Consider the following 20,981-nt stretch of genomic DNA (forward strand, 5'->3'; position numbering starts at 1 on the left):
TTGCCAAGCTGAGCGGCCTCCCTTACGCGCCGCGCAGGGTTTCGAGGTGACGAAACCCAAACAACATCCGGCTATATCATGATTTCCTCCACGTTCTCGGCCTTGGCCGACCGCATCACCATTCCGGCACGCCGCCGGTCGGGTCCGATGACATTCAATGTTCCTCGCATCCGCACCGAGTTGCTGGCAGGACTGACCGTCGCGCTGGCGCTTGTGCCCGAAGCGGTGGCTTTCGCCTTCGTCGCGGGCGTGGAGCCTCTCGTCGGTCTGTACGCCGCTTTCATCGTCGGGCTGATCACGGCCTTGATCGGCGGCCGTCCGGGCATGATTTCCGGTGCGACCGGCGCGCTGGCCGTCGTGATGGTGGCGCTCGTGGCGCAGCACGGCGTCGAGTATCTGTTCGCGACCGTGGTGCTGATGGGGATCCTACAGGTTCTGGCCGGTTTATTCCGGCTCGGCAAGTTCATCCGCCTCGTGCCGCATCCTGTCATGCTGGGATTCGTCAACGGGCTGGCCATCGTCATCGGCCTGGCGCAGCTGACCCAGTTCCAGACCGCGCCCGCCCCGCCGACCGATCATCCCGGCCCCTTTCACATGCTGGAAGGCACATGGATGGAAATGCCGCAGCTGCTGGTCATGCTGGGTCTCGTCGGCCTGACCATGCTGATCATCTGGGGCACGCCCAAGATCACAAAGGCCATTCCCGCCCCGCTGGCCGGGATCGGCATTGTCGCCGCGCTGGTCATCGGTTTCGGCATCGATGTGCCGAGCGTTGGCGACATGAGCTCCATCGCCGGCGGCCTGCCGCAATTCCATATTCCGATGGTGCCGCTGAACCTGGAAACGTTCGAGATCATCCTGCCCTACGCCGTCATCCTGGCGGCGATCGGCCTGATCGAGAGCCTGCTGACGCTGAACCTCGTCGGCGAGATCAAGGAAGAACGCGGCGGGGCTTCGCAGGAATGCGTGGCCCAAGGCGTGGCCAATACGGTCACGGGTTTCTTCGGCGGGATGGGTGGCTGCGCCATGATCGGGCAGAGCATGATCAATGTGAAGTCGGGCGGTCGCACGCGCCTGTCCGGCATCTCCGCGGCCTTGTTCCTGCTGGCCTTCATCCTGTTCGCCAGTCCCGTGATCGAAGTGATCCCGCTGGCCGCCTTGGTCGGGGTCATGTTCATGGTCGTGATCGGCACGTTTGCGTGGCACAGCCTGTCCATCATGCGGCGCATTCCGCTGACCGACGCGCTCGTCATCGTGCTCGTCACGGTCGTAACCGTCTGGCACGATCTGGCCGTGGCCGTCGTGGTCGGCGTCATTGTCTCCGCCTTGTCCTATGCCTGGAAAGCCTCGCGCCGGATCGATGCGGAAACGGAGACGATCGGCACGACCAAGGTCTACAAGATCGAAGGTCCGCTCTTCTTCGGCTCGGCCGAGGGCTTTGCAGAGCTGTTCACCGTCAAGGACGACCCGGACACGGTCATTGTCGATTTCGTCGACAGCCGCGTGGTGGACCAATCCGCCCTGCAGGCCATCGAAGGCGTTGCCGCCAAGTACGAGGCTGCCGGAAAAACCCTGCAATTGCGCCACCTCACCCGAGATTGCCATCAGCTGCTCAACAGGGCCGGGCAACTCATGGTCGATAGCGACGACGACCCGGATTACGGGCTGGCCGTTGATTACGGGGTGCGGTTGGGACGGTTGGGTAGCGGGCATTAGAGCGCGCCGACGGCCTCCAGCAAGCGGTCCGTTTCCGCCGCGTTGTTGTAGGCATGCAGGCTAGCCCGGATCAGATCGGGCAGGTTGCGTTCCTGCGCGTCGAGCAAGGCCCATTCGCGCGGCACGGTCGAGACGTTGATCGCCCGTCCGTTGAGACGAGCTTTCGCATTGCCCACGTCCACGCCGGACTTGCTGAAGGTGACGATAGCCGAGCGGTTTGATCCCGGATCATGAACGGTGACACCGGGTAGATCGGACAGACCCTCCCTCAATCTCTCCGCCATCGGCTGGATGCGCGCGGCGATGGCATCGAGCCCGACATCCATTGCATAGCGGACAGCTCGCCCCAACGCGATCTGCCCGGCGACGTTGCGCTCCCAACTTTCAAACCGGCGCGCGCCGGGCGCGAGGCTGTAGTGGTCCGGTCCTTCAAGCATCGCAGACTGCAGATCGACGAAAACCGGGTCCACTCGTTCGGCCAGCTCGCGCCGCATATAGAGGAACCCCGTGCCACGCGGTCCACGCAGGAACTTCCGGCCCGTTCCCGTCAGTGCGTCGCATTGGAGGGCGTCTACATCGAGCGGCATCTGCCCGGCCGATTGGCAGGCATCGAGCAGATAGAGCAGATCATACTCGCGGGCGAACCGTCCAACGGCCTTTGCAGGCTGGATCAAGCCACTCTGCGACGGACAATGTGTCAGCAGGATCAGCTTCGTCCGGTCGCGGACCAGACCCGGCAGGGCCGCGACGTCAATCTGCCCATCTTCGTCGCTGGGGGCGAAATCGATGCTCAATCCCTTGCGTCGCGCCAGTTGCAACAGCGCCAGATAGTTGGACGAATAGGTGGAGCTGTGCACCAGCACCCTATCGCCCGGCACGAGAGGCAGTGAGTAGAAGGCCGCGTCCCATGCCTTGGTCGCGGACTCCATGAAGGCGACCTCCAGCGGGTCGCAGTTCAGCATGTCCGCGAAGGCGGCGTAGAAATCGGCGATGGCCTCTGCGGCGTCTGCCTGCGCCTCGTAGCCCCCGACGGCCTGCTCGCGCGCCAGATGCTCTATCATCGCCGCATAGACGGGCTGAGGCATGAGGGACGCGCCTGCATTGTTGAAATGGACGATCTGCTCGCAGGCGGGCGTGTCGGCGCGGAGGCGTTCAAGATCTAGAGTGGTCAACATGTGCGCCGCCCCGTCATTCCCACGTCCATGGAGCCGGATCCCGGAACAGCAGCGCCGCCCAGAGGGCGAGCAGATGCGGCACTCCGAGAGTCAGGACCGGACCCATCAACGCCCCGGCGAACCCCCAGAGGACTATGCCTTCAATGAAGTAAGCGAACCCTTCCCCATGCCACTCGATGAAAAACGAGCCGTAGAGCATTCCTCCGAGGAACTGGGTCAGCACGATGACTCCCAAAGCCGATCCGATGAATGAGGAGGTCGCCCGTCTGTCCGGCCAGAACCAGAGCGCCAATGCGCCCGCGAACAGTGGAATGGCGATCAGACAGACAGCCTGCTCCGGAACGCTCAACTCATTATGCGATAGCAGGATTATGGGCGCGGTTGCCAAGAGTGCGGGGACTGAGAAAACGAGTGCGTAAAAGCACCGTGTCCGTAACTCCGCAGGCAGTCTGAACGTGCCGCGCGTGGTCGTTCGGGGGTGCGGACCTAGCGGCATCGTTTCACTATTGAAGGAAGACAGCCTGTCCGCCTTGGAATCGTCTTCTGGAACGACAGCCTCCCTAATCCCGCGCGTCAATCTCTTCTAAGGCACACCGCCGTCGCTTCGCCGCCGCCGATGCAGAGGCTCGCCACGCCGGTTTTGGCGTCGCGGCGTTCCATTTCGCCGATCAAGGTGGCCATGATGCGCGCGCCGGACGCGCCGATGGGATGGCCCAGCACGCAGCCGCCGCCATTCACGTTGACCTTGTCGTGGTCGATGCCCATTTCCTGCATGGCGATCATCGGCACGACGGCGAAGGCTTCGTTGATTTCCCAAAGATCGACATCGTCGGTTTCCCAATCCGCGCGCTCCATCGCCTTCTTCATGGCGTGGACCGGGGCCGTCGTGAATTTGGACGGCTCGTGCGCGTGGGCTGCGTGAGAGACGATTTCGGCCAAGACCTTGTGACCGCCTTCTTCGGCTTGGCTGCGCCGCATCAGCACCATGGCGGCGGCCCCGTCATTGATGGACGAGGCGTTGGCCGCCGTGACCGTGCCGTCCTTGGAAAAGGCCGGACGCAGGTTCGGGATCTTTTCCGGCATAGCCTTGCCAGGGCCTTCGTCCGTGTCCACCACGACCTCGCCCTTGCGGGTCTTGACGGTGACAGACGTCAGCTCGCGGTCGAACCCGCCATCGTCCTGTGCGGCTTGGGCGCGGCGCACGCTCTCGATCGCATAGGCGTCCTGCTGCTCGCGGGTGAACTGATATTCGGTCGCGATCTCGTCGGCGAAAACACCCATGGCACCGCCCGCATAGGCATCGGTCAGCCCGTCATGCATCATGCTGTCGATCACTTGGCCATCGCCCATGCGGTAGCCCTGCCGCGCCTTGGGTAGAAGGTATGGCGCGTTGGACATGCTCTCCATGCCGCCTGCAACGGCAATATCGATGGATCCTGCCTTGATGGCATCATGCGCCATGATCGCGGCTTGCATGCCCGACCCGCACATCTTGTTGACCGTCGTGGCCTCCGTCGAGCGGGGAAGACCTGCGCCGAGCGCCGCCTGACGCGCCGGAGCCTGCCCCTGCCCGGCCGGCAGAACACAACCCATGATGGCTTGTTCGACGGCATCGGCTTCGACCCCCGCCTCGTTCATCGCCGCCGTGATCGCCGCCGAGCCGAGTTCCGGCGCGGTGACACTGGAGAGGCTTCCCATGAAAGCGCCCATGGGTGTGCGGGCAATGCCGACGATGACAACGGGATCGTCGGACTGACTGAAGGTTTTGGGCATGGAGGGTCTCTACAGGGATCGTTTGGAGTGGCGTGTCTTTTCAGATGCGGCGACCGGCAAAGCAACCGGCTTTAAATTGGGTCCGAAGGTGTTTCCTTTGCGCGCGCTTGCGCCTTGATGGCATCAAGCTTGCGACGACGTTCCAGCCGTTCCTCTTCGAACCGGCGTTTCTGACGACCACTGTAAACGAAAAGCGCGACAACGACGGCGGCAAGAAGAACGATGACGATAGCGGCGGTCTGATGGGTCATGAACGGCTCCATGGCATGGAATGTCACCATCATTTGGGGCGTTTGCTCCGAAGATCAATGCGCCGACGCCGCTTGCCGGTCATTGAGGCTTGAAACCCTCACGCTTCCGTCGAGACAGACTTTCATGGAGGCCAAAAAGATCTGCCCGGCCATGAAGACCGGGCAGGAAACCCGCTGGAGACGGGTTGGGAGATAGGGTTGATATGTCCGACCCTTGGCGCCTCGCAGCTGAGTCGGGACAGGGTCGTGACAGGACCTACCGCGCGTTGTTGCTGTTGACGTCGAAATAGACCGGCATGGCACTGATGGCCGTTTCGGCGCGCCGGTCGACTTTGTTGAAACGAACGTTTTCCTTCGACTTGGCCGACGGATTTTGCGCGGGTTCCGCTACGGCGGGAATGACGACACGTTTGACGTAGCCATTCTTTTTGACGGATGTCGGCTGGACGATGACGCGGTAGGTCGAGACTTGAACGTTTCCGCGTTCGAGCGCGACCGAACCCGACGGGAACTTGTTGAACCCGTCATTGGCCTGGACCGTACCGGCCAGGAAAAGTGTGGAGAAAGCCAAGCAGGCGATGATTGTCTTGTTACGCATGAGGGACCCCTTTCAGAGACGCTGTGTGACGATGGCCGAAACCATCATGTTTGAAGTTTGGAGGTTTGGGCGCAGATCATCAGTCGGCGCATGGGAATACTGCCGCAATGTGCAGGCGAGCGTGGAAGCCGCACCACACGAAGATTACGGAAGCCGGACTTGAAGCGTCCGACCTGGTCGGAGCCCGGAAGGAACCGGGTCCGAAATCTGTATTCCCTTGGCACTCTGCGGCGCCTGTCGTTGGCATCCGCTAAAGGGAGAGTGCAACTGCACGGCTATGGGCAGAACGGCGAATATTCCGGGTATCCGCCAAAAAGACCTAAAGCCTGAGTTATCCCTGAGACCGGACTATCGCCTCGAATTTAAAGCAGGTTCAATAAACGAGGTTATGATTCCGTAAATATTCTTTAGATTGCGCTTTCTCACTTCACACGCCTGAAATGCTGAAAACACATTAGGTTAAACCTATTTAAACTTAAAGGACTTCTATTGTCAGTCTGACATGCGGGGGCACCAGATGAGACGTTTTCTATTGATCGACGATGACGAACATGAGTTCATGTTCATCAACTTCCTTCTCAAGGATCGCTATGAAGACGCTTTCACGCTGGAATATGTCAGCACGATCGAAGATGCGGAGTCCTGCCTGTCCAGGAATGGGGTGGACAAGATATTGCTGGACGACAAGCTAGGTGGCGGGATGACGTCGGCCGACACCATCCCGAAGCTGCAAAAGTGCGCGTTCAACGTCCCGATCATCGTCATTTCGAAGGATACGTCCGGCGCGCATCTGCAGGACCGCGCCAAGATGGGAACGAACCAGATCGTCGATAAGTTCGGCTTCCGGTCGGAGCTGGAAAACGGATTATTGGACTAGGCCGGCTTCGCCAAGCAGGTCGGAACGACGTCAAGGCGACTTGTGTGCGTCAATCGCCCACTTCGAACGTGATCTTCACATTGACGCGGAACTTGTCGATCTTGTTGTCCTTGATGCTGGTATGCATCTCGTTGACATAAGCGGACCGGATGTTCTTCACGGTCTTGCTCGTGCGCCGTACGGCATTTTCGATCGCATCCTCGAACGACTTGTCGCTTTCCGACAAGATCTCGACGGTTTTCATGACACTCATGCCTGTCTCCTCATAATGGGTGTGAAGCGAGCTTAACCCGGACCTTGCGCGTAAAGATAGCGGTTTCGGACGCTTTGGATGAACGGCCTACTCCGTTCCGACGATCCAACCGCCGCCCAGCGTGCGTTGCGCATCATCACGGTCTTCGTAGAAGACGCAAGCCTGCCCCGGCGAAATCCCCCGGTCCGGAGTCGCCAGACGGACCCGGACACCGCGGTCATCCACATGCAGCGTCGCGGGTTCGGGCGGCCGCGTGGACCGGACCTTGACCCGGACGGCCGTGCCGTCGGCCTCCGCCAGTGCGTCCGGGCCGATCCAGTTGACATCGGATATGTAGATGTCCGAGCGCAGCAACGCCTCGCGCGGACCGACCACGACATGACGGTTTTCCGCATCCAACCGGATCACATAGAGCGGATCGGCGCCCGTCTCGGCGCCCAGCCCCAGTCCGCGCCGCTGACCGACCGTATAATACATGACGCCCCGGTGCCGTCCGAGCACGGTGCCGTCCTGATCGACGATGTCACCGGGCTTTGCCGCATCCGGTCGAACCTTTTCGATAACGTCCGTGTAACGGCCTTCGGGCACGAAGCAAATATCCTGGCTATCCGGTTTACTGGCGACGTTCAGCCCTATCTCTTCGGCCAGCCGACGCGTTTCGGACTTGTCCATGTGACCGAGCGGAAAGCGCAGGAAATCGAGTTGTTCGCGCGTCGTCGCGAACAGGAAGTAGCTCTGGTCCTTCCCACCATCATGGGCGCGATGCAGCTCAGGCCCGTCTGGGCCCACGATGCGGCGTATGTAATGTCCCGTCGCCATGCAGTCCGCGCCGAGATCACGCGCGACATCGAGCAGATCCCGAAACTTGACGGTCTGGTTACAACGCACGCACGGGATCGGCGTCGCGCCCTTTAAATAGGTGTCGGCGAAATCCTCGATCACGGCTTCGCGGAAGTTGCTCTCGTAATCGAGCACGTAATGCGGAAAGCCGATCGTTTCCGCCACGCGGCGCGCATCGTAGATGTCCTGCCCGGCGCAACACGATTTGGCCGACTTCACAGCCGCTCCGTGATCGTAAAGCTGCAAGGTCACCCCCACCACATCATAGCCTTCGCGCGCGAGAAGTGCGGCGCAGACGGAACTGTCCACACCGCCGCTCATCGCGACGACGACGCGCGTTTCGGCTTCGGATTTCGCGAATCCGAGCGAATTCGTCCTGATATCGGTATCGGCGCAGCTCATGGCAGGCGCGATATAGGAAGCGCGACATCCGGAGTCGAACGGAATGGACAGGCGGCGCGGAACGGAGAAAGGCAAGCTATATCAATCCGCTACCGAAACAATCCACATTGGGATAGCAAGTCGTTAACCTTGATTGACAGCGATTAATAAAGGTAAACAGCTGAAAACATTGGTGTATTTTCCCCTCATTTAAGTCTCCCTTAAGACCCTGCGCTTAGGTCGTCCGGCACGAGCGCAGAACCATTGGGGTGGGTGGTTCGCAGTGAGAACAAGGATCGACGCAGCTTATGAGCGAGCGGACAAAAACACGCGAACATGTGGTCATCGGGCCGGAAGGCACCCCCCTGACCCTGGCCGACCTGCCCAAACCCGATACGGTGCGGTGGGTGATCCGGCGCAAGGCCGAAGTGGTCGCCGCGGTGCGCGGCGGGCTTCTGACACTGGATAGCGCCCTTGAACGCTACGGCCTGTCGGCCGAAGAGTTCATGAGCTGGCAACGGTCCATCGAAAGCCATGGCATCAGCGGGCTACGCACGACGCGCATCCAGCAATACCGCTAGGCGCGGCACGAACAGCCGAGACAACCCTCCTTTCGCGGAGGGTTTCGAATGTCAGGTCAGCAGGGCGCGCGTCACGGCATCCAGCACCATGCGCCCGGAGGATGTGACCACAAGACGGTCGTTTTCGATCCGGAGGAAACCGTCTTCGATCAAGATGGGATCGATCCGCACCGCCTGACCGCGCATCTGTTCCAGACGGTGCAAGGACACCCCCTCGTCGATCCGCAGGCCCATCATCGCATATTCGGCCACAGCCGCATCCCTACCAAGGGTTTCGCGACGGCTGACGCCCGATCCTGTCTCGGCAACGGATTCCGCGTAGGCTTGCGGCCGCAAGGCGGTTTCCGTGGCGATCCGACCATCTTGCGTCCATAGCCGCCCATGCGCGCCGGGGCCGACGCCGACATAGTCCCGCCCGCGCCAATAGGCGAGATTGTGCGCGCTTTTCTGTCCCGGCTTTGCGAAGTTGGACACCTCGTAGTGAACGAACCCTGCAGTCGTCAGGCGCGCCCGGATGGCCTGGAATGCATCCGCGCTAGCCTCTTCCCCGATGGCGAGCCGCGCCCCCCGGGCCTCCGCCTTGGCGAAGGCCGTGCCGGGTTCGATGGTGAGCTGGTAGGTCGAGATATGGCCGACGCCGAGATCTAGAAGCCGGTCCAGATCGGCCTCCAGCCGCCCACCGTCTTCCCCTCGGACCCCGAAGATCAGATCCGCCGAAACGGAGCCGATATTCTCGATCGCGCGTTGCAACGCCCCATGAGCCGCCGCGCCGTCATGATCGCGGCCCAGACGCGTCAGAACCGCATCGTCGAAACTCTGCACCCCGACTGAGAGGCGGTTCAATCCAGCGTGTTGCCACATCCTTGCGCGCATGTCCGTGATATCCTTCGGATTGGCTTCAAGCGCGATTTCCGTTCCGGTCGGCAAGCCCCACAGATTGTCGATGGCACCGAGCAAAACCGACAATTGGGTTTCGGTCAGCAAGGACGGCGTCCCTCCACCGAAATGGACCGACCCGATCCGGCGCGCACCTGTCCAGCTCCGCCAATGGGAGAGATCGGCGACCATGGCTTGCACCAACCGCTCTGCCTCCCCCGCCCGCTTGTCGAGATGAACGTTGAAGTCGCAATAGGGGCAGATCCGGCCGCAATAGGGCCAGTGCAGGTAGACGGCGAGCGGTTCGGCCTTATGTGCGGGGGGCATCCGCGTTTCGGCTGTCCGGGAACTGGTCGGCGAGGAACCGGGCGAAGGCGGCCGCGCGGTGGCTCTTGGCATGCTTTTCCGCCGGATCGATTTCGGCGAACGTCTGCGTATCGCCATCCATGACGAAAATGGGATCATACCCGAAGCCGCGCTCGCCGCGCGGCGGCCAGACGATCCGCCCTTCACATTTGCCTTCATAGACGGTGCTGGAGCCATCCGGAAAGGCCAGGCACAGCGCGCAGACGAACCGGGCGCTGCGATCCTCGCTGTCGCCGAGTTCCTCCTGGACACGCGTCATGGCGCGCCCGAAGTCCCGCTCTCCGTTTTCGTCTTCCGCCCATCGCGCGGCATGAATGCCAGGGCGTCCGCCGAGCGACGTCACGTCGATGCCGCTATCGTCGGACAAGGCCGGATGGCCGGACGCGGTCGCGGCGGCCACGGCTTTCAGTCGCGCATTGCCGGCATAGCTGTCTTCCGTCTCTTCCGGTTCGGGCAAGCCAAGCTCGCCGGCGCTGACGACGTCCAGACCGAACGGGGCAAGCAGCGCGCGGATTTCCCGTACCTTGCCTTCATTATGGGAAGCGACGACGAGCGTCTGGCCGGGTCTGAGGGTCGGGGCGGTCATGACGCGCCATTAATCCGGGTGCGGTGCAGGCGCAACGCCTCCTTGCGCCGCGCCGTTTATCGTTTATCAACGCGTCAATGGCCGATAGCCCCCTCATCGATGCATCCGTTCCCGGCAGAGCGCCGATCGCCAAGCCCGTGACCAGCGGCCTGATCATCCTGTTGCGGGTGGTCCAGGCCCTGATGCTGATCGGGCTCATCGTCCTGACGGTGGGCGCCCTGGTCTTTCTCTTCGACACGCCGCTGCGCGACGGATTGCTGGGCGGGACCGATCCCGAACTCATGCCCGGCATGGGCCAGATGGCGTTCGCCTGCGCGACCGGAGCCGTCACCGCAGCCGCCTGGCTGGCGGTCCTGTCCATCCTGATCCGCATCATCCGCACCGTGCAGATGGGCGATCCGTTCGTGGAGGCCAATATCAGCCGCCTGCGCGCCATGTGGATGCTGATCGCGGCGACCGAAATCTTCCGCATCGTCGTTCATTCCATGGCGAACATCTCCGTGGGGGCGCTCGAAGTCGCCCCGGCCGAAACCGGCATGGACATCCGGATCGGCACTTGGTTCCTCGTTCTGGTCATCGCGGCCCTGTCCGAGGCCTTCCGTCAAGGCGCGGAGATGCGCGCCGAGCAGGAGCTCACGATTTAGTGGCCATTCAAGTGAATCTGGACCGCGTCCTGCTCGATCGCAAGATGAGCCTGACGGAACTGGCGGAGCGCGTCGGCATCACATTAGCCAATCTGTCGATCCTGAAGACCGGCAAGGCCCGGGCCGTACGTTTTTCCACGCTCGACGCCCTGTGCCGCGAGCTGGAATGCCAGCCCGCGGACATATTGGAGTGGGTGGGGGACGAACCTTGCGACTAAGGCCTATCCGGCTCTAAAGCGCTGCTTCCTGCATGGCGCAAAGCTCGGCGATCCCCTTTTTCGCCAACCGCATCAATTCGTCCATTTCCTCGCCCGTGAACGGCTTGTCCTCGGCGGTGGCCTGCACCTCGATGATGCCGCCCGCTTGGGTCAGCACGAAATTCGCGTCCGCCTGCGCCGCGGAATCCTCGACATATTCCAGATCCAGCCGGCAAGTGCCGTCCACGATCCCGCAGGAGACGGCCGCCATGGGCGACGTGACGGGATTGGTTTTTATCAGCCCCTGCTCCACCAGTCCGGCGCAAGCCTGGCTCAGCGCGACCCAGGCCCCGGTGATGGCTGCCGTGCGCGTGCCGCCATCGGCCTGCATCACGTCGCAATCGACCACGATCTGGCGTTCGCCCAGCGCAGCCAAGTCGGTGACGGCACGCAAGGACCGCCCGATCAGGCGCTGAATTTCCACCGTACGGCCACCCTGCTTGCCTCGCGCGGCTTCGCGGTTGTTGCGCGTATGCGTCGAGCGCGGCAGCATGCCGTATTCCGCCGTGACCCAGCCGCGCCCCTTGCCTTTCATCCAGCGCGGCACGCCTTCGTCCACGCTGGCCGTGACCAACACATGGGTATGGCCGAACCGAACAAGGCAGGAGCCTTCGGCATAACGCGATACGCCGGTCTCGATCATGACGGGGCGCAAGCTATCGAGGGCGCGGTTTTCGGGGCGCGGGGATGCATCGGTTGTCATGGCAAGTCCTGGGATGATGGCCGCGACCAGACGAATCGTCGGCGGGCGGATAGGCGTCGAGCCACGCACCCAGCGCGGCTTCCAGCGCATCCCCATTGCCCGTCGCCGTCATGACCGCAAGCCCGGATTGACCGAGAGGGTCATAGGCGGCGCGCGCCTCGAACGGACCGTTGCTGCCGTCCCGCCAGCCGATCCGGTGCGCAACGCCGTCGGAGCGGCGTTCCAGCACACGCCCGCCAAGCGCGTAGATTTCCTCATCTGTGGAAATTTCCGTCAGGGCGTCGTGTTCGAAGTCTCCGCAACGGCTTGATCGGGTGCGCCTTGCCCTCCAAATAGACCCTGATGAGCGCGCCCGCCCTATTCCCGCTGACACAGCTCGATGCCCGTGCGAGAGATATTTTCGGCTCCGTCGTATCCGCCTATTTGGAAACCGGCCAGCCCGTCGGCTCCAAGAGCATCGCCTTGTCGGGTACCGCCCTGTCGCCCGCGTCGATCCGCGCCGTCATGGCGGACCTCACGCGCATGGGCCTGCTGGAATCTCCGCATGTGAGTGCCGGGCGGCAACCGACGCAAGCCGGCTTGCGACTCTATGTGGACGGATTGCTGGAGATCGGCGATGTGTCCAAGGACGAACGCCGTCGTCTGGAGACGCGCATTTCCGCTTCGGGCCGGGAGCCGGACCGGGTCTTTTCGGAAGCTTCGCTCCTGCTGGCCGGTCTGGCGGGCGGGGCGGGACTGGTATTGGCGCCGGAGCCGACGATCGAGAGCGCGCTGTCGCACGTCGAATTCGTCGGGCTGGACGACGGCCGTACGCTGGTCGTCATGGTCCATGAAGACGGACGGGTCGAAAACCGGCTCATGCCGAGACCGGACGGGGTCTTGAGCGCCAGTCTGGAACGGGCCGGCAACTTCCTGTCCGCGCGTCTGCGCGGGCGGCGCCTGTCCGAAGCGCGGGCCGACATCCTGGACGAAATCGAACAGGGCCGCGCCGCGATCGATGTCGCCGCCGCCGCCTTGATCAAGCAGGGTCTGGCCGACTGGACCGACGAACCGGTGAAGGACCGCAAGCTCATCATCCGCGGTCAGGCCCGCCTGCTTGACAATCTGGACGCCCGAACCGACGTGGGGGCCGATCTGGAGCGCATCCGTCTCTTGTTCGAGGATCTGGACCGCAAGGAAGAGCTGATTTCCCTGCTCGACCAGACGGAACATGCGGACGGTGTGAGGATTTTCATAGGCACGGAGAACCCGCTCTTCTCCCTGAGCAGTTCCAGCGTCGTGGTCGCACCTTATCGCGACCGGTCCGGGAAGTTGCTAGGAGCTCTGGGGGTCATCGGGCCGACGCGGCTGAATTACGGACGCGTCATACCGGTCGTGGATTTGACGGCGAAACTGGTCGGCGAAATGCTGACCCGCCGCACATAGGAGCAAGTGAAAGAGACAATGGCTGGCGATAAAGAGATGGATGAATGGGATGCGTTGCAGGCGCAGATCGAGGCGGAAGGCGACGGCATGAGCGGCCGCAAGCCGACCGAAGCCGATTTGAAGAAAGCGGCGGACGCCTTCCTCAAACAGCATAAGGATGACCTTCCCCCGGAAGAGGACGAGACTCCCTATCCGGAATCCGGGATGGAGAATGCGGACTCGGCCGGAGCGGACCGCATCCGCGAACTGGAGATGGAAATCGCCACCATGAAGGATCAGGCCATGCGCACGCTGGCGGAGGCCGACAATATCCGCAAACGCGCCGAGCGCGAGGTCCAGAATGCCAAGCTCTACGGTGTCGAGAAGTTCGCCGGAGATGTCTTGTCCGTCTATGACAACCTCACTCGCGCCCTGCACACGATCGACGGACAGGCCAAGGACGAGCTAGGCGAGAACGCCCGCAATCTGGTCGAAGGCATCGAGCTGACGGAAAAGGATCTGACTGCCGCACTGGGCCGTCACGGGATCCAGCCCGTCGGCGGTGTTGGCAGCAAGTTCGACCCGAACGTCCATCAGGCCGTCGCGAACATTCCGCACCCGGAAATCGAAAAAGGCCATGTTGCCGCCGTGATGCAACAGGGCTTCACCATTGGCGACAGAACATTGCGCGCCGCCATGGTCGCAGTCAGCACCGGGCCGGCCTGAGTCATTCCGGAACTCCCCGAAGTCGAAACCGTCCGCCAGGGTTTGGCGCCCGTTCTCGAAGGCCGCACGATTACGCGTGTCCAGCTCAACCGCCCCGACCTGCGCTTTCCGTTTCCTGACGATTTCGCCGCCCGTATCGAAGGCCAGCAAGTTGAGCGCCTGTCGCGCCGCGCCAAGTTCCTTCAAGCCGACCTGACTTCGGGCGAGCGGCTCTTCATGCATCTGGGCATGTCGGGTCGCTTCGTGCTGGCGGGCGAACAGCTGGGCGACTTCACCCACGCCCATGACGCCGATCCGAAACATCACCACGTCATCTTCACGACGGAGGACGCCAACACCGTTACCTATAACGACCCCCGGCGCTTCGGTTTCATGGAGCTGGTCGGCCCGGACGAACCGTACCGGCTGGACGGTCTCGGCCCCGAACCGCTGTCCAACGATTGGAGCGCACCGGACCTGCGCGCGCGGCTGCGCGGCAAGAAGACGCCGATCAAGATCGCCCTGCTCGACCAGCGCGTCGTGGCCGGCCTCGGCAACATCTATGTCTGCGAAGCCCTGTTCCGCGCCGGCATATCGCCGGGGCGCGGCGCAGGCCGGTTGAAAGTGGCGGAAACCGAAAACCTCGTCCGACACACCAAGGACGTTCTGACCGAAGCCATCGCAGCGGGCGGATCGTCCCTGCGCGATCACCGCCAGGCCGATGGCGCGCTCGGCTATTTCCAGAAAAGCTTCTCCGTCTATGGCCGGCAAGGCGATCCCTGCCCGACCTGCGCCGCCCCGGTCGCAAGACGCGTGCAGGGCGGTCGCAGTACGTTTTATTGCAAGAGCTGCCAGCGTTGACGTCTCCGCGGCTCTTGTCAGCCCCGCCCCGGCCCGTGTAGCCAGCGTCCAACCATAATACCAAAAGAGAGAGCCAATGCCTTACGAGCTGATCGAACTGGACCGCGAAGGTCGCGTCGCGACCCTCCGGCTGAACCGGCCCAAGGCGCTGAACGCGCTGAACGCCGAGATGATGGGCGAGGTCGCCGCCGCCCTGTCCGATCTGGAACGCGACGACGGGATCGGCTGCGTGATCCTGACGGGCAATGAAAAGGCGTTCGCCGCCGGGGCCGACATCAAGGAAATGGTCGGGGACGACTATCTGTCGATCTACAAGACCGACCGGTTCGAGCAGAACCATTGCAGCGTCGAGCGGTTCCGCAAACCCATCATCGCCGCCGTGTCAGGCTACGCGCTGGGTGGGGGGTGCGAGATCGCGATGATGTGCGATTTCATCATTGCGTCCAACACGGCCAAGTTCGGCCAGCCCGAAATCAATCTCGGCGTCATTCCCGGCATTGGAGGGACGCAGCGACTGCTTCGCGCCGTCGGCAAGGCCAAGGCGATGGATCTGTGCCTGACCGGACGCATTATGGACGCCAGCGAGGCCGAACATTCCGGCCTGGTCGCCCGCGTCGTGCCCGTGGACGATCTGATGGACACAGTGCGCGAGGCCGCCGCCAAGATCGCCGGACACAGCCAGCCCGCAACCATGATCTTGAAGGAAGTCATCGAAACCGGTGCCGAGACGAGCCTGCGTGAAGGCATCCGGTTCGAGCGCCGCATGTTCCAGAGCCTGTTCACGACGGAAGACCAGAAAGAAGGCATGAATGCCTTCATCGAGAAGCGGAAGCCCCACTTCAAGCACCGGTGAGATGCGTCGCTTTTCGCTAGGCCGGAAGCCTTCTGTCCAGATCCGGCAAGCGCCACTTTGGACATTGGATTTTCCTAAATTAAATTCGAAGCGTTTTCTAACGCATTCTTTACCCTTGCCCCCGACCTTGCAACGGAAGGTTATCTTAAGGGAACACGCATCTTTTGCGTGTGTCGGGGTCATGAAAAACATCTACCGTGTCGACTTGTCGATGAGCATCGCGCTGGCGGCCGTGCTGTCGGGCCTCCTCAGTCTGGCGATCACCCAGGGCCTGTCTCTCACAGGCCATTCCCTTCTGGACTCCGCCTTTGCGAAGACCGTCATAATCGCCATCGCCGCGTTTGTCCTCGGACGGATCATCGCCCGCCGCATCGTCCGGCCGGTCGAGACGATCGCGGACACGCTGCAGTGTCTGGAGGATCGGCGCTCCGATGCTCTGGCGGCGGAAATGTCACGCAGCGACGCTCTGGGACGCATCGCCCAAGGTCTGGGTCGCCTCGCCGACGGGACCGACGACCGTCTGGCCGCCGAACGGGTCGCCTTGTTCAAGTCCACCGCCTTCGACGGATGCCGCGAAGCCATGATGATCGTCGATGCCGACCGCGACATCGTCATGGTCAACAAGGGCACCACGGATCTGTTCGCCGAAAACATCGACGATTTCCGCCAGATCTGGAGCGATCTCGACCCCGCGCAGATGATCGGCCGCAACATCGACAGCTTTCATGCCCACCCGGAGGTCCAGCGCCGTCTGCTCGCCGATCCGTCCCGACTGCCGTTCGAGACGGATATCAGTATCGGGGATCTGCGGTTCAACATGTGCGTTAGCGCTGTTCTCGATGATGACGGGACGCTGATCGGCAACATACTGGAGTGGAAGAACGTCACCAAGGACCGCATGGATGCGAGCATTCTGGATGCGCTCGAAATCTCCCAGGCCGTGATCGAATTCGATCTGGACGGCACGATCACGTCCGCCAACGACAATCTGCTGGCCGCCATGGGGTACCGGATCGATGACATCATGGGCCGCAATCACAGCCTGTTCGTCGATCCTAACCACGCCAACTCCGCGGACTATGCGAATTTCTGGAATCGGCTGCGCCAGGGCGAGACGATCACCGGCAAGGTCGAACGCATCGGCAAGGACGGCCGGTCCGTCTGGCTCGAAGCCGCCTACAACGCCGTCAAGGACACGAACGGCAAGCCTTACAAGGTCGTCAAGATCGCCACCGACATCACGCAGGCCGAGGACGCCAGGCGCAAGCACGAAGCCGAACGCGCCGAGAAAGCGGCGGCGCAAGCCCGGGTCGTCGATCATCTGGAGCAAGCGCTGGGCGCATTGTCGGGCGGCGATCTGGAGGTCGAGATCACGCAGGAATTCGACGCCGCGTACGAATCCCTGCGACAGGACTTCAACGCGGCGATCACGGCCCTCAAGCAGGCGGAACGCACGCGCCTGGCGCAGGAAGCCGATCTCGCCGAAAGAGCCGCGACGCAGCAAGCGGTCGTCGACCGCCTGGCCGCTTCGCTGCGCGGACTGGCCGATGGCGATCTGCTCACCCATATCGACGAGGCTTTCGACCCGGAATACGAAGCCTTGCGGAACGATTTCAACGCAACGGTCGCCAAGCTGGGATCCACGCTGGAGCGCATTACGGGTTCGTCCCACTCCATCAAGAGCGGCAGTTCGGAGCTGGCCACCGCCACCTTGAACCTGGCCACGCGCACCGAGTCGCAGGCCGCGTCGCTGGAACAGACGGCCGCCGCACTGGACGAACTGACGGCGACGGTCACTCATACGTCCCAATCCGCCGAAGATGCCAAGACCGTCGTCAACACGGTCTGCCAGCAGGCGGAGAAAAGCGACCAGGTCATCAGCGAAACGATCCAGGCGATGAGCGCCATCAAAGACAGTTCGGAAAAGGTCTACAAGATCACCGGCGTCATCGAGGAGATCGCCTTCCAGACGAGCCTGCTGGCCCTGAACGCCGGGGTCGAAGCGGCCCGGGCCGGGGAAGCCGGGCGCGGTTTCGCGGTCGTGGCCTCCGAAGTGCGCGCCCTGGCGCAACGGTCCTCCGATGCGGCGAAGGACATCAACGATCTCATCTCCACCTCGGCCGACCACGTTCAGACCGGGGTCAAGATGGTGGACGAAACGGGCGAATCGCTCGGCACGATCGCCAAGGAATTCGCCAAGGTCGCGAGCCTTGTCGTCGGAATCGCGCATTCCGCCAAGGAGCAGTCCATCGGCGTTGCGGAGATAAACAATGCGGTCAACAAGATGGACAGCGTGACCCAGCAGAACGCCGCCATGGTCGAAGAAGCCACCGCCGCCTGCCATACGCTTTCGAACGAGGCCCAGCAGATGAACGCGCTCATGGACCATTTCCGCATTGCGGACGATACGGGAACACGCGACCGGGCCGCCTTCGAAACCAACCGGCCGGAAGTCCACCGTCAGCAGGACAAGGTCGCACAGTTCGCGCGCGCGCGCGCAGGACAGCCGGCCGACGCCGAACCGGAGGAGGCCGGATCCACGGGTTCGGACACGCCGCCGCTCGCCCGGGCCGTCGGAGGCGACTGGTCTGAATTCTAGGCCTGCCGGCAATGGTTGACAGCCCCGCTCCGTCCCCCTATCTGCCCACCGAATGAAGGCCCGCCCTTTGATGTGCGGGCCTCTCTCTATTGGAACACTGACGAAAGACGATCATGGCGAACACGTCATCTGCTAAGAAGAATGTGCGCAAGATGGAGCGCAAAACGGCCGTCAACATGGCGCGGCGCTCGCGCGTGCGCACCTTCCTGCGCCGCGTCGAAGACGCGCTCGCGGCCGGCGACAAGACGGATGCGAACGCGGCCCTGAAACTGGCCGAACCCGAAGTGATGCGCGCCGTATCGCGCGGCGTCTATCACAAGAACACGGCGGCGCGGAAAATCTCCCGCCTGTCGTCGCGCTGCAAGGCGCTCGGCTAGAACGCGCGCGCATAGCTGCCTGACATCAGGCCGGGCCTTCGCGGGTCCGGCCTTTTTCATGTCCGCGCTTTTCGTCCCCGCGGCGGACATTATGTCCCAGCCTGGAACCCCGTTTCGATAATCGAAGCCGGTTTTGTTACGGTTGCACAACGATCGAAAGACTGATCTGGAGCAAGGGATGTCATGGATGCGAAACTTTCATGACAGCTAGAATCTTGCGATTCTTGCCTTTTTCAGAGTCAACTTTTCTTTCCCGCCAAAACCCATGATTCAGCCGTTGACGCTCGGCGAAAGAGTCGTGTTTAAAAGGGGTGGGAGAGACGGTCAGGGACGACGGCTCTTGGAGTTCGCGGTGCATCGTGGGGGCGGTCGCACCATGAACTCCCCTTTATGAATTTGTTATATTCCAATGGTTTGCGCCTGCGCGAGCCTGCTGGGAAGGTCTGGAGCGACATCGATGAGCAGTATAGGTAATCCGGTCAAAACCTCTTCCGACACGCCTGTCGAGACGGTTCCGGATCTCTATACCGGCGAACCGCCGATTCAGAGCGCGCACAACACCTGGAAGGCGGTCGACGAGGATCTGGCGCGGGCGCTGGGCCGCAACGTGCATCGTGCCTGGACCGGACAATTGTTCATCCAGGGCGCGGATGCCCACACGGTGACCCTGTCCGCGCCGTCGCCTTTCGTGGCGACAAAGATCAACAGCCACTATGCCGATACGATCGCCCGCCTGTGGGAAAAGCACGACCGGGTCGACCCGCCGCGCTCGGTCCGGGTCGTATCGGGCCAGCGCCCCGGCGCGCGGCGCGGCGTGGCCGCCACGGATGCCGCCCGGCCCAGCCTGATCGGCGTGCCCCATGCGCGCAGCGGCTCGCCGCGCCCGTCGCTCAAGGCGGCGCCGGTCGCCGAACTGGCCCGCAAGCGCTTCACGCTCGACAATTTCGTCGTCGGCCCGTCCAACGAACTGGCTGTCGCCATTGCCCGCCAAGTGATCGGCAACCGCGTGCCGCAATACAACCCGATCATGCTGCACGGCGCGAACGGCATGGGCAAGACGCATATCCTGCACGCCATCGAGGCCGAAGTCGCCGAACGCGATCCGGACCGCCGCGTCAAGTTCGTGTCCGCCGAGGATTTCGTCGCCCAGTTCGTCGCCAGCGTGCGCGGCGCGGGCCGCGACGGCATGAGCGCCTTCAAGGCGTCCTTGCGCGACGTGGACCTTCTGATCATCGACGACGCCCATTTCATCGCCGACAAGAGCGCCAGCCAGGAAGAGCTGCTGCACACCATCATCAGCCTGGTCGGCGCGGGCCGTCAGATCCTGATCGCCGCGGATCGCCACCCCGACACGATCGAGAAGGCGTCCGACCGGCTCAAGAGCTACCTGTCGTCCGGCCTGGTCTGCAAGATCGGCCCGGCTGATTACGAACTGCGCCTCAAGATCCTGGAGCGTCTGATCGCGCGCCGCCGCGAACAGGGCCATGCCGGGCTGAGCATTCCGCAGGCCGCCCGCGACCATCTGGCCGCGCGCATGAACGTCACCCCGCGCGACCTGGAAGGGGCGTTCAACCAGATCGTGGCGCAGTCGGAATTCCTCGGCACGCCGATCACGCTGGAAACCGTGCAGGAGACGCTGTCGGACAGCCGTTATATGACCGGTCAACGCCTGACCGTGGACCGCATCCAGCGCGCCGTCTGCGAGGCGTTTTCCATCAGCCTGACGGATATGAGCTCAAAGCGGCGCGCCCGCGCCGTCGCCCGCCCGCGCCAAGTCGCCATGTATCTGTCCAAGCGCCTGACCAAACGGTCCCTGCCCGACATCGGCCGCCGCTTCGGCGGTCGCGACCACACCACCGTCATGCACGCCGTCAAGCGCATCACCTCCTTGCGCGCCGAAGACGTGACGTTCGACGCGCAGATCAAGGCGGTGGAAGAGGCGTTAAAGAGCTAGGCGGGCCCGTTCCGGCCGGCGACCCGGGTCGCCAAGACCGATATGGTTGCTCCGGCGTCCGAGACAGATCGCCGATAGCGATCGTCCTTGAACTCCTGACATTCGGTCACGATCGTCCGGATGTCGTCGCAGGCGACACCGAAACAATGCGCGCAGGCAGCCAATGCGGGAGCGAGCCCGTTCGAATGCGCCCGCATCCCATTCGGTTCGAACTTGAACTCGCCAGTCGCCAGAGCATCGAGCATGTCCGCGATGGGCGAAAACCGAGATTGGCGCCGATAGGCGGCGCTTTTCCGACTGTGACACGCTGACGATGTGGCGATGACGGAAAGCGGCCTGACGCACCGAGAC

General features: G+C 62.7%; 23 protein-coding genes. 13 read left to right on the forward strand and 10 right to left on the reverse strand.

Translation table 11 applies throughout. The annotated features are described in order from the left end of the window. Window positions 1-78: 78 nt before the first annotated feature. On the forward strand, window positions 79-1,716 hold the full coding sequence (locus Q0718_RS09125; RefSeq protein ID WP_298916694.1) for a SulP family inorganic anion transporter: 1,638 nt from the start codon (window positions 79-81) through the stop codon (window positions 1,714-1,716). Here Q0718_RS09125 and Q0718_RS09130 read toward each other — a convergent pair. The 5 genes from Q0718_RS09130 to Q0718_RS09150 all read right to left on the reverse strand — a co-directional run bounded on the left by Q0718_RS09130 (window position 1,713) and on the right by Q0718_RS09150 (window position 5,513). Next, window positions 1,713-2,891 (reverse strand): aminotransferase class V-fold PLP-dependent enzyme, encoded by a 1,179-nt coding sequence (locus Q0718_RS09130; protein WP_298916697.1) that lies wholly within the window; start codon window positions 2,889-2,891, stop codon window positions 1,713-1,715. The genes Q0718_RS09125 and Q0718_RS09130 overlap by 4 nt on opposite strands. 13 nt (window positions 2,892-2,904) lie before the next feature. Beyond that, window positions 2,905-3,240: a hypothetical protein gene (locus tag Q0718_RS09135; protein WP_298916700.1), complete on the reverse strand. Its 336-nt coding sequence runs from the start codon at window positions 3,238-3,240 to the stop codon at window positions 2,905-2,907. A 224-nt stretch (window positions 3,241-3,464) separates the two neighbouring features. Further along, window positions 3,465-4,664, reverse strand: a complete 1,200-nt coding sequence (locus Q0718_RS09140) for an acetyl-CoA C-acyltransferase (RefSeq protein ID WP_298916702.1) — start codon at window positions 4,662-4,664, stop codon at window positions 3,465-3,467. A gap of 71 nt (window positions 4,665-4,735) precedes the next feature. Then, complete coding sequence (locus Q0718_RS09145) at window positions 4,736-4,915, reverse strand: hypothetical protein (RefSeq protein WP_298916703.1); 180 nt, start codon at window positions 4,913-4,915, stop codon at window positions 4,736-4,738. Window positions 4,916-5,171: 256 nt separating this feature from the next. Then, a complete protein-coding gene (locus tag Q0718_RS09150) occupies window positions 5,172-5,513 on the reverse strand; it encodes a hypothetical protein (RefSeq protein WP_298916706.1) in 342 nt (113 codons plus the stop codon). 517 nt (window positions 5,514-6,030) lie between these two features. Here Q0718_RS09150 and Q0718_RS09155 point away from each other — a divergent pair. Continuing rightward, window positions 6,031-6,390, forward strand: coding sequence for a response regulator (locus tag Q0718_RS09155; protein ID WP_298916709.1), 360 nt, complete (start codon window positions 6,031-6,033; stop codon window positions 6,388-6,390). Between the two features lie 49 nt (window positions 6,391-6,439). On the opposite strand, the gene Q0718_RS09160 is transcribed toward Q0718_RS09155, so the two are convergent. After that, window positions 6,440-6,643, reverse strand: coding sequence for a dodecin family protein (locus Q0718_RS09160; RefSeq protein WP_298916712.1), 204 nt, complete (start codon window positions 6,641-6,643; stop codon window positions 6,440-6,442). An 87-nt stretch (window positions 6,644-6,730) separates the two neighbouring features. Next, complete coding sequence (mnmA, locus tag Q0718_RS09165; RefSeq protein ID WP_298916715.1) at window positions 6,731-7,885, reverse strand: tRNA 2-thiouridine(34) synthase MnmA; 1,155 nt, start codon at window positions 7,883-7,885, stop codon at window positions 6,731-6,733. Between the two features lie 287 nt (window positions 7,886-8,172). Between mnmA and Q0718_RS09170 the strand changes: the two genes are divergently transcribed. Continuing rightward, window positions 8,173-8,445 carry a DUF1153 domain-containing protein gene (locus Q0718_RS09170; RefSeq protein ID WP_298916718.1) on the forward strand — a complete coding sequence of 91 codons (273 nt, stop codon included), beginning with the start codon at window positions 8,173-8,175 and terminating at the stop codon, window positions 8,443-8,445. Between the two features lie 51 nt (window positions 8,446-8,496). On the opposite strand, the gene hemW is transcribed toward Q0718_RS09170, so the two are convergent. Then, window positions 8,497-9,648, reverse strand: a complete 1,152-nt coding sequence (gene hemW, locus Q0718_RS09175) for a radical SAM family heme chaperone HemW (RefSeq protein ID WP_298916721.1) — start codon at window positions 9,646-9,648, stop codon at window positions 8,497-8,499. Then, on the reverse strand, window positions 9,632-10,273 hold the full coding sequence (gene rdgB / locus Q0718_RS09180) for an RdgB/HAM1 family non-canonical purine NTP pyrophosphatase (protein ID WP_298916724.1): 642 nt from the start codon (window positions 10,271-10,273) through the stop codon (window positions 9,632-9,634). Before rdgB ends, hemW begins: the two co-directional genes overlap by 17 nt. A 77-nt stretch (window positions 10,274-10,350) precedes the next feature. Here rdgB and Q0718_RS09185 point away from each other — a divergent pair, with 77 nt between their 5' ends. Continuing rightward, window positions 10,351-10,917, forward strand: a complete 567-nt coding sequence (locus tag Q0718_RS09185; protein ID WP_298916726.1) for a DUF2975 domain-containing protein — start codon at window positions 10,351-10,353, stop codon at window positions 10,915-10,917. Then, on the forward strand, window positions 10,917-11,135 hold the full coding sequence (locus tag Q0718_RS09190; protein WP_298916729.1) for a helix-turn-helix transcriptional regulator: 219 nt from the start codon (window positions 10,917-10,919) through the stop codon (window positions 11,133-11,135). Before Q0718_RS09185 ends, Q0718_RS09190 begins: the two co-directional genes overlap by 1 nt. A gap of 13 nt (window positions 11,136-11,148) precedes the next feature. Here the strand turns inward: Q0718_RS09190 and rph are convergent, their stop codons facing one another. Then, window positions 11,149-11,877: a ribonuclease PH gene (gene rph / locus Q0718_RS09195; RefSeq protein WP_298916732.1), complete on the reverse strand. Its 729-nt coding sequence runs from the start codon at window positions 11,875-11,877 to the stop codon at window positions 11,149-11,151. Window positions 11,878-11,890: 13 nt separating this feature from the next. Here rph and Q0718_RS09200 point away from each other — a divergent pair, with 13 nt between their 5' ends. From Q0718_RS09200 to dnaA, 8 genes are all read left to right on the forward strand, one after another. After that, window positions 11,891-12,187, forward strand: coding sequence for a hypothetical protein (locus tag Q0718_RS09200; protein WP_298916735.1), 297 nt, complete (start codon window positions 11,891-11,893; stop codon window positions 12,185-12,187). A gap of 32 nt (window positions 12,188-12,219) precedes the next feature. Next, window positions 12,220-13,302, forward strand: coding sequence for a heat-inducible transcriptional repressor HrcA (hrcA, locus tag Q0718_RS09205; protein ID WP_298916738.1), 1,083 nt, complete (start codon window positions 12,220-12,222; stop codon window positions 13,300-13,302). Between the two features lie 18 nt (window positions 13,303-13,320). Further along, window positions 13,321-14,007, forward strand: coding sequence for a nucleotide exchange factor GrpE (grpE, locus tag Q0718_RS09210; protein WP_298916741.1), 687 nt, complete (start codon window positions 13,321-13,323; stop codon window positions 14,005-14,007). Between the two features lie 3 nt (window positions 14,008-14,010). After that, on the forward strand, window positions 14,011-14,847 hold the full coding sequence (mutM, locus tag Q0718_RS09215; RefSeq protein ID WP_298917186.1) for a bifunctional DNA-formamidopyrimidine glycosylase/DNA-(apurinic or apyrimidinic site) lyase: 837 nt from the start codon (window positions 14,011-14,013) through the stop codon (window positions 14,845-14,847). Between the two features lie 76 nt (window positions 14,848-14,923). Next, the gene (locus Q0718_RS09220; RefSeq protein ID WP_298916744.1) at window positions 14,924-15,700 is read left to right on the forward strand and encodes an enoyl-CoA hydratase; all 777 of its coding nucleotides are present in this window, start codon (window positions 14,924-14,926) and stop codon (window positions 15,698-15,700) included. 181 nt (window positions 15,701-15,881) lie between these two features. After that, window positions 15,882-18,299 (forward strand): methyl-accepting chemotaxis protein, encoded by a 2,418-nt coding sequence (locus Q0718_RS09225; RefSeq protein WP_298916746.1) that lies wholly within the window; start codon window positions 15,882-15,884, stop codon window positions 18,297-18,299. Between the two features lie 113 nt (window positions 18,300-18,412). Then, a complete protein-coding gene (gene rpsT, locus Q0718_RS09230) occupies window positions 18,413-18,676 on the forward strand; it encodes a 30S ribosomal protein S20 (protein ID WP_298916749.1) in 264 nt (87 codons plus the stop codon). A 457-nt stretch (window positions 18,677-19,133) separates the two neighbouring features. Further along, complete coding sequence (dnaA, locus tag Q0718_RS09235) at window positions 19,134-20,630, forward strand: chromosomal replication initiator protein DnaA (RefSeq protein ID WP_298916751.1); 1,497 nt, start codon at window positions 19,134-19,136, stop codon at window positions 20,628-20,630. The last annotated feature ends 351 nt before the right edge of the window (window positions 20,631-20,981 follow it).

It is taken from the genome of uncultured Algimonas sp., assembly GCF_947498175.1.
Taxonomy (GTDB): Bacteria; Pseudomonadota; Alphaproteobacteria; order Caulobacterales; family Maricaulaceae; genus Litorimonas.

What these genes read in the sequence shown, in the direction of transcription:
- Q0718_RS09125 (WP_298916694.1), top strand. Translation starts at nt 79, where the DNA reads ATGATTTCCTCCACGTTCTCGGCCTTGGCCGACCGCATCACCATTCCG.
- Q0718_RS09130 (WP_298916697.1), bottom strand. Translation starts at nt 2,891, where the DNA reads ATGTTGACCACTCTAGATCTTGAACGCCTCCGCGCCGACACGCCCGCC.
- Q0718_RS09140 (WP_298916702.1), bottom strand. Translation starts at nt 4,664, where the DNA reads ATGCCCAAAACCTTCAGTCAGTCCGACGATCCCGTTGTCATCGTCGGC.
- Q0718_RS09145 (WP_298916703.1), bottom strand. Translation starts at nt 4,915, where the DNA reads ATGACCCATCAGACCGCCGCTATCGTCATCGTTCTTCTTGCCGCCGTC.
- Q0718_RS09150 (WP_298916706.1), bottom strand. Translation starts at nt 5,513, where the DNA reads ATGCGTAACAAGACAATCATCGCCTGCTTGGCTTTCTCCACACTTTTC.
- Q0718_RS09155 (WP_298916709.1), top strand. Translation starts at nt 6,031, where the DNA reads ATGAGACGTTTTCTATTGATCGACGATGACGAACATGAGTTCATGTTC.
- Q0718_RS09160 (WP_298916712.1), bottom strand. Translation starts at nt 6,643, where the DNA reads ATGAGTGTCATGAAAACCGTCGAGATCTTGTCGGAAAGCGACAAGTCG.
- mnmA (WP_298916715.1), bottom strand. Translation starts at nt 7,885, where the DNA reads ATGAGCTGCGCCGATACCGATATCAGGACGAATTCGCTCGGATTCGCG.
- Q0718_RS09170 (WP_298916718.1), top strand. Translation starts at nt 8,173, where the DNA reads ATGAGCGAGCGGACAAAAACACGCGAACATGTGGTCATCGGGCCGGAA.
- hemW (WP_298916721.1), bottom strand. Translation starts at nt 9,648, where the DNA reads ATGCCCCCCGCACATAAGGCCGAACCGCTCGCCGTCTACCTGCACTGG.
- rdgB (WP_298916724.1), bottom strand. Translation starts at nt 10,273, where the DNA reads ATGACCGCCCCGACCCTCAGACCCGGCCAGACGCTCGTCGTCGCTTCC.
- Q0718_RS09185 (WP_298916726.1), top strand. Translation starts at nt 10,351, where the DNA reads ATGGCCGATAGCCCCCTCATCGATGCATCCGTTCCCGGCAGAGCGCCG.
- rph (WP_298916732.1), bottom strand. Translation starts at nt 11,877, where the DNA reads ATGACAACCGATGCATCCCCGCGCCCCGAAAACCGCGCCCTCGATAGC.
- Q0718_RS09200 (WP_298916735.1), top strand. Translation starts at nt 11,891, where the DNA reads ATGATGGCCGCGACCAGACGAATCGTCGGCGGGCGGATAGGCGTCGAG.
- hrcA (WP_298916738.1), top strand. Translation starts at nt 12,220, where the DNA reads ATGAGCGCGCCCGCCCTATTCCCGCTGACACAGCTCGATGCCCGTGCG.
- grpE (WP_298916741.1), top strand. Translation starts at nt 13,321, where the DNA reads ATGGCTGGCGATAAAGAGATGGATGAATGGGATGCGTTGCAGGCGCAG.
- Q0718_RS09220 (WP_298916744.1), top strand. Translation starts at nt 14,924, where the DNA reads ATGCCTTACGAGCTGATCGAACTGGACCGCGAAGGTCGCGTCGCGACC.
- Q0718_RS09225 (WP_298916746.1), top strand. Translation starts at nt 15,882, where the DNA reads ATGAAAAACATCTACCGTGTCGACTTGTCGATGAGCATCGCGCTGGCG.
- rpsT (WP_298916749.1), top strand. Translation starts at nt 18,413, where the DNA reads ATGGCGAACACGTCATCTGCTAAGAAGAATGTGCGCAAGATGGAGCGC.
- dnaA (WP_298916751.1), top strand. Translation starts at nt 19,134, where the DNA reads ATGAGCAGTATAGGTAATCCGGTCAAAACCTCTTCCGACACGCCTGTC.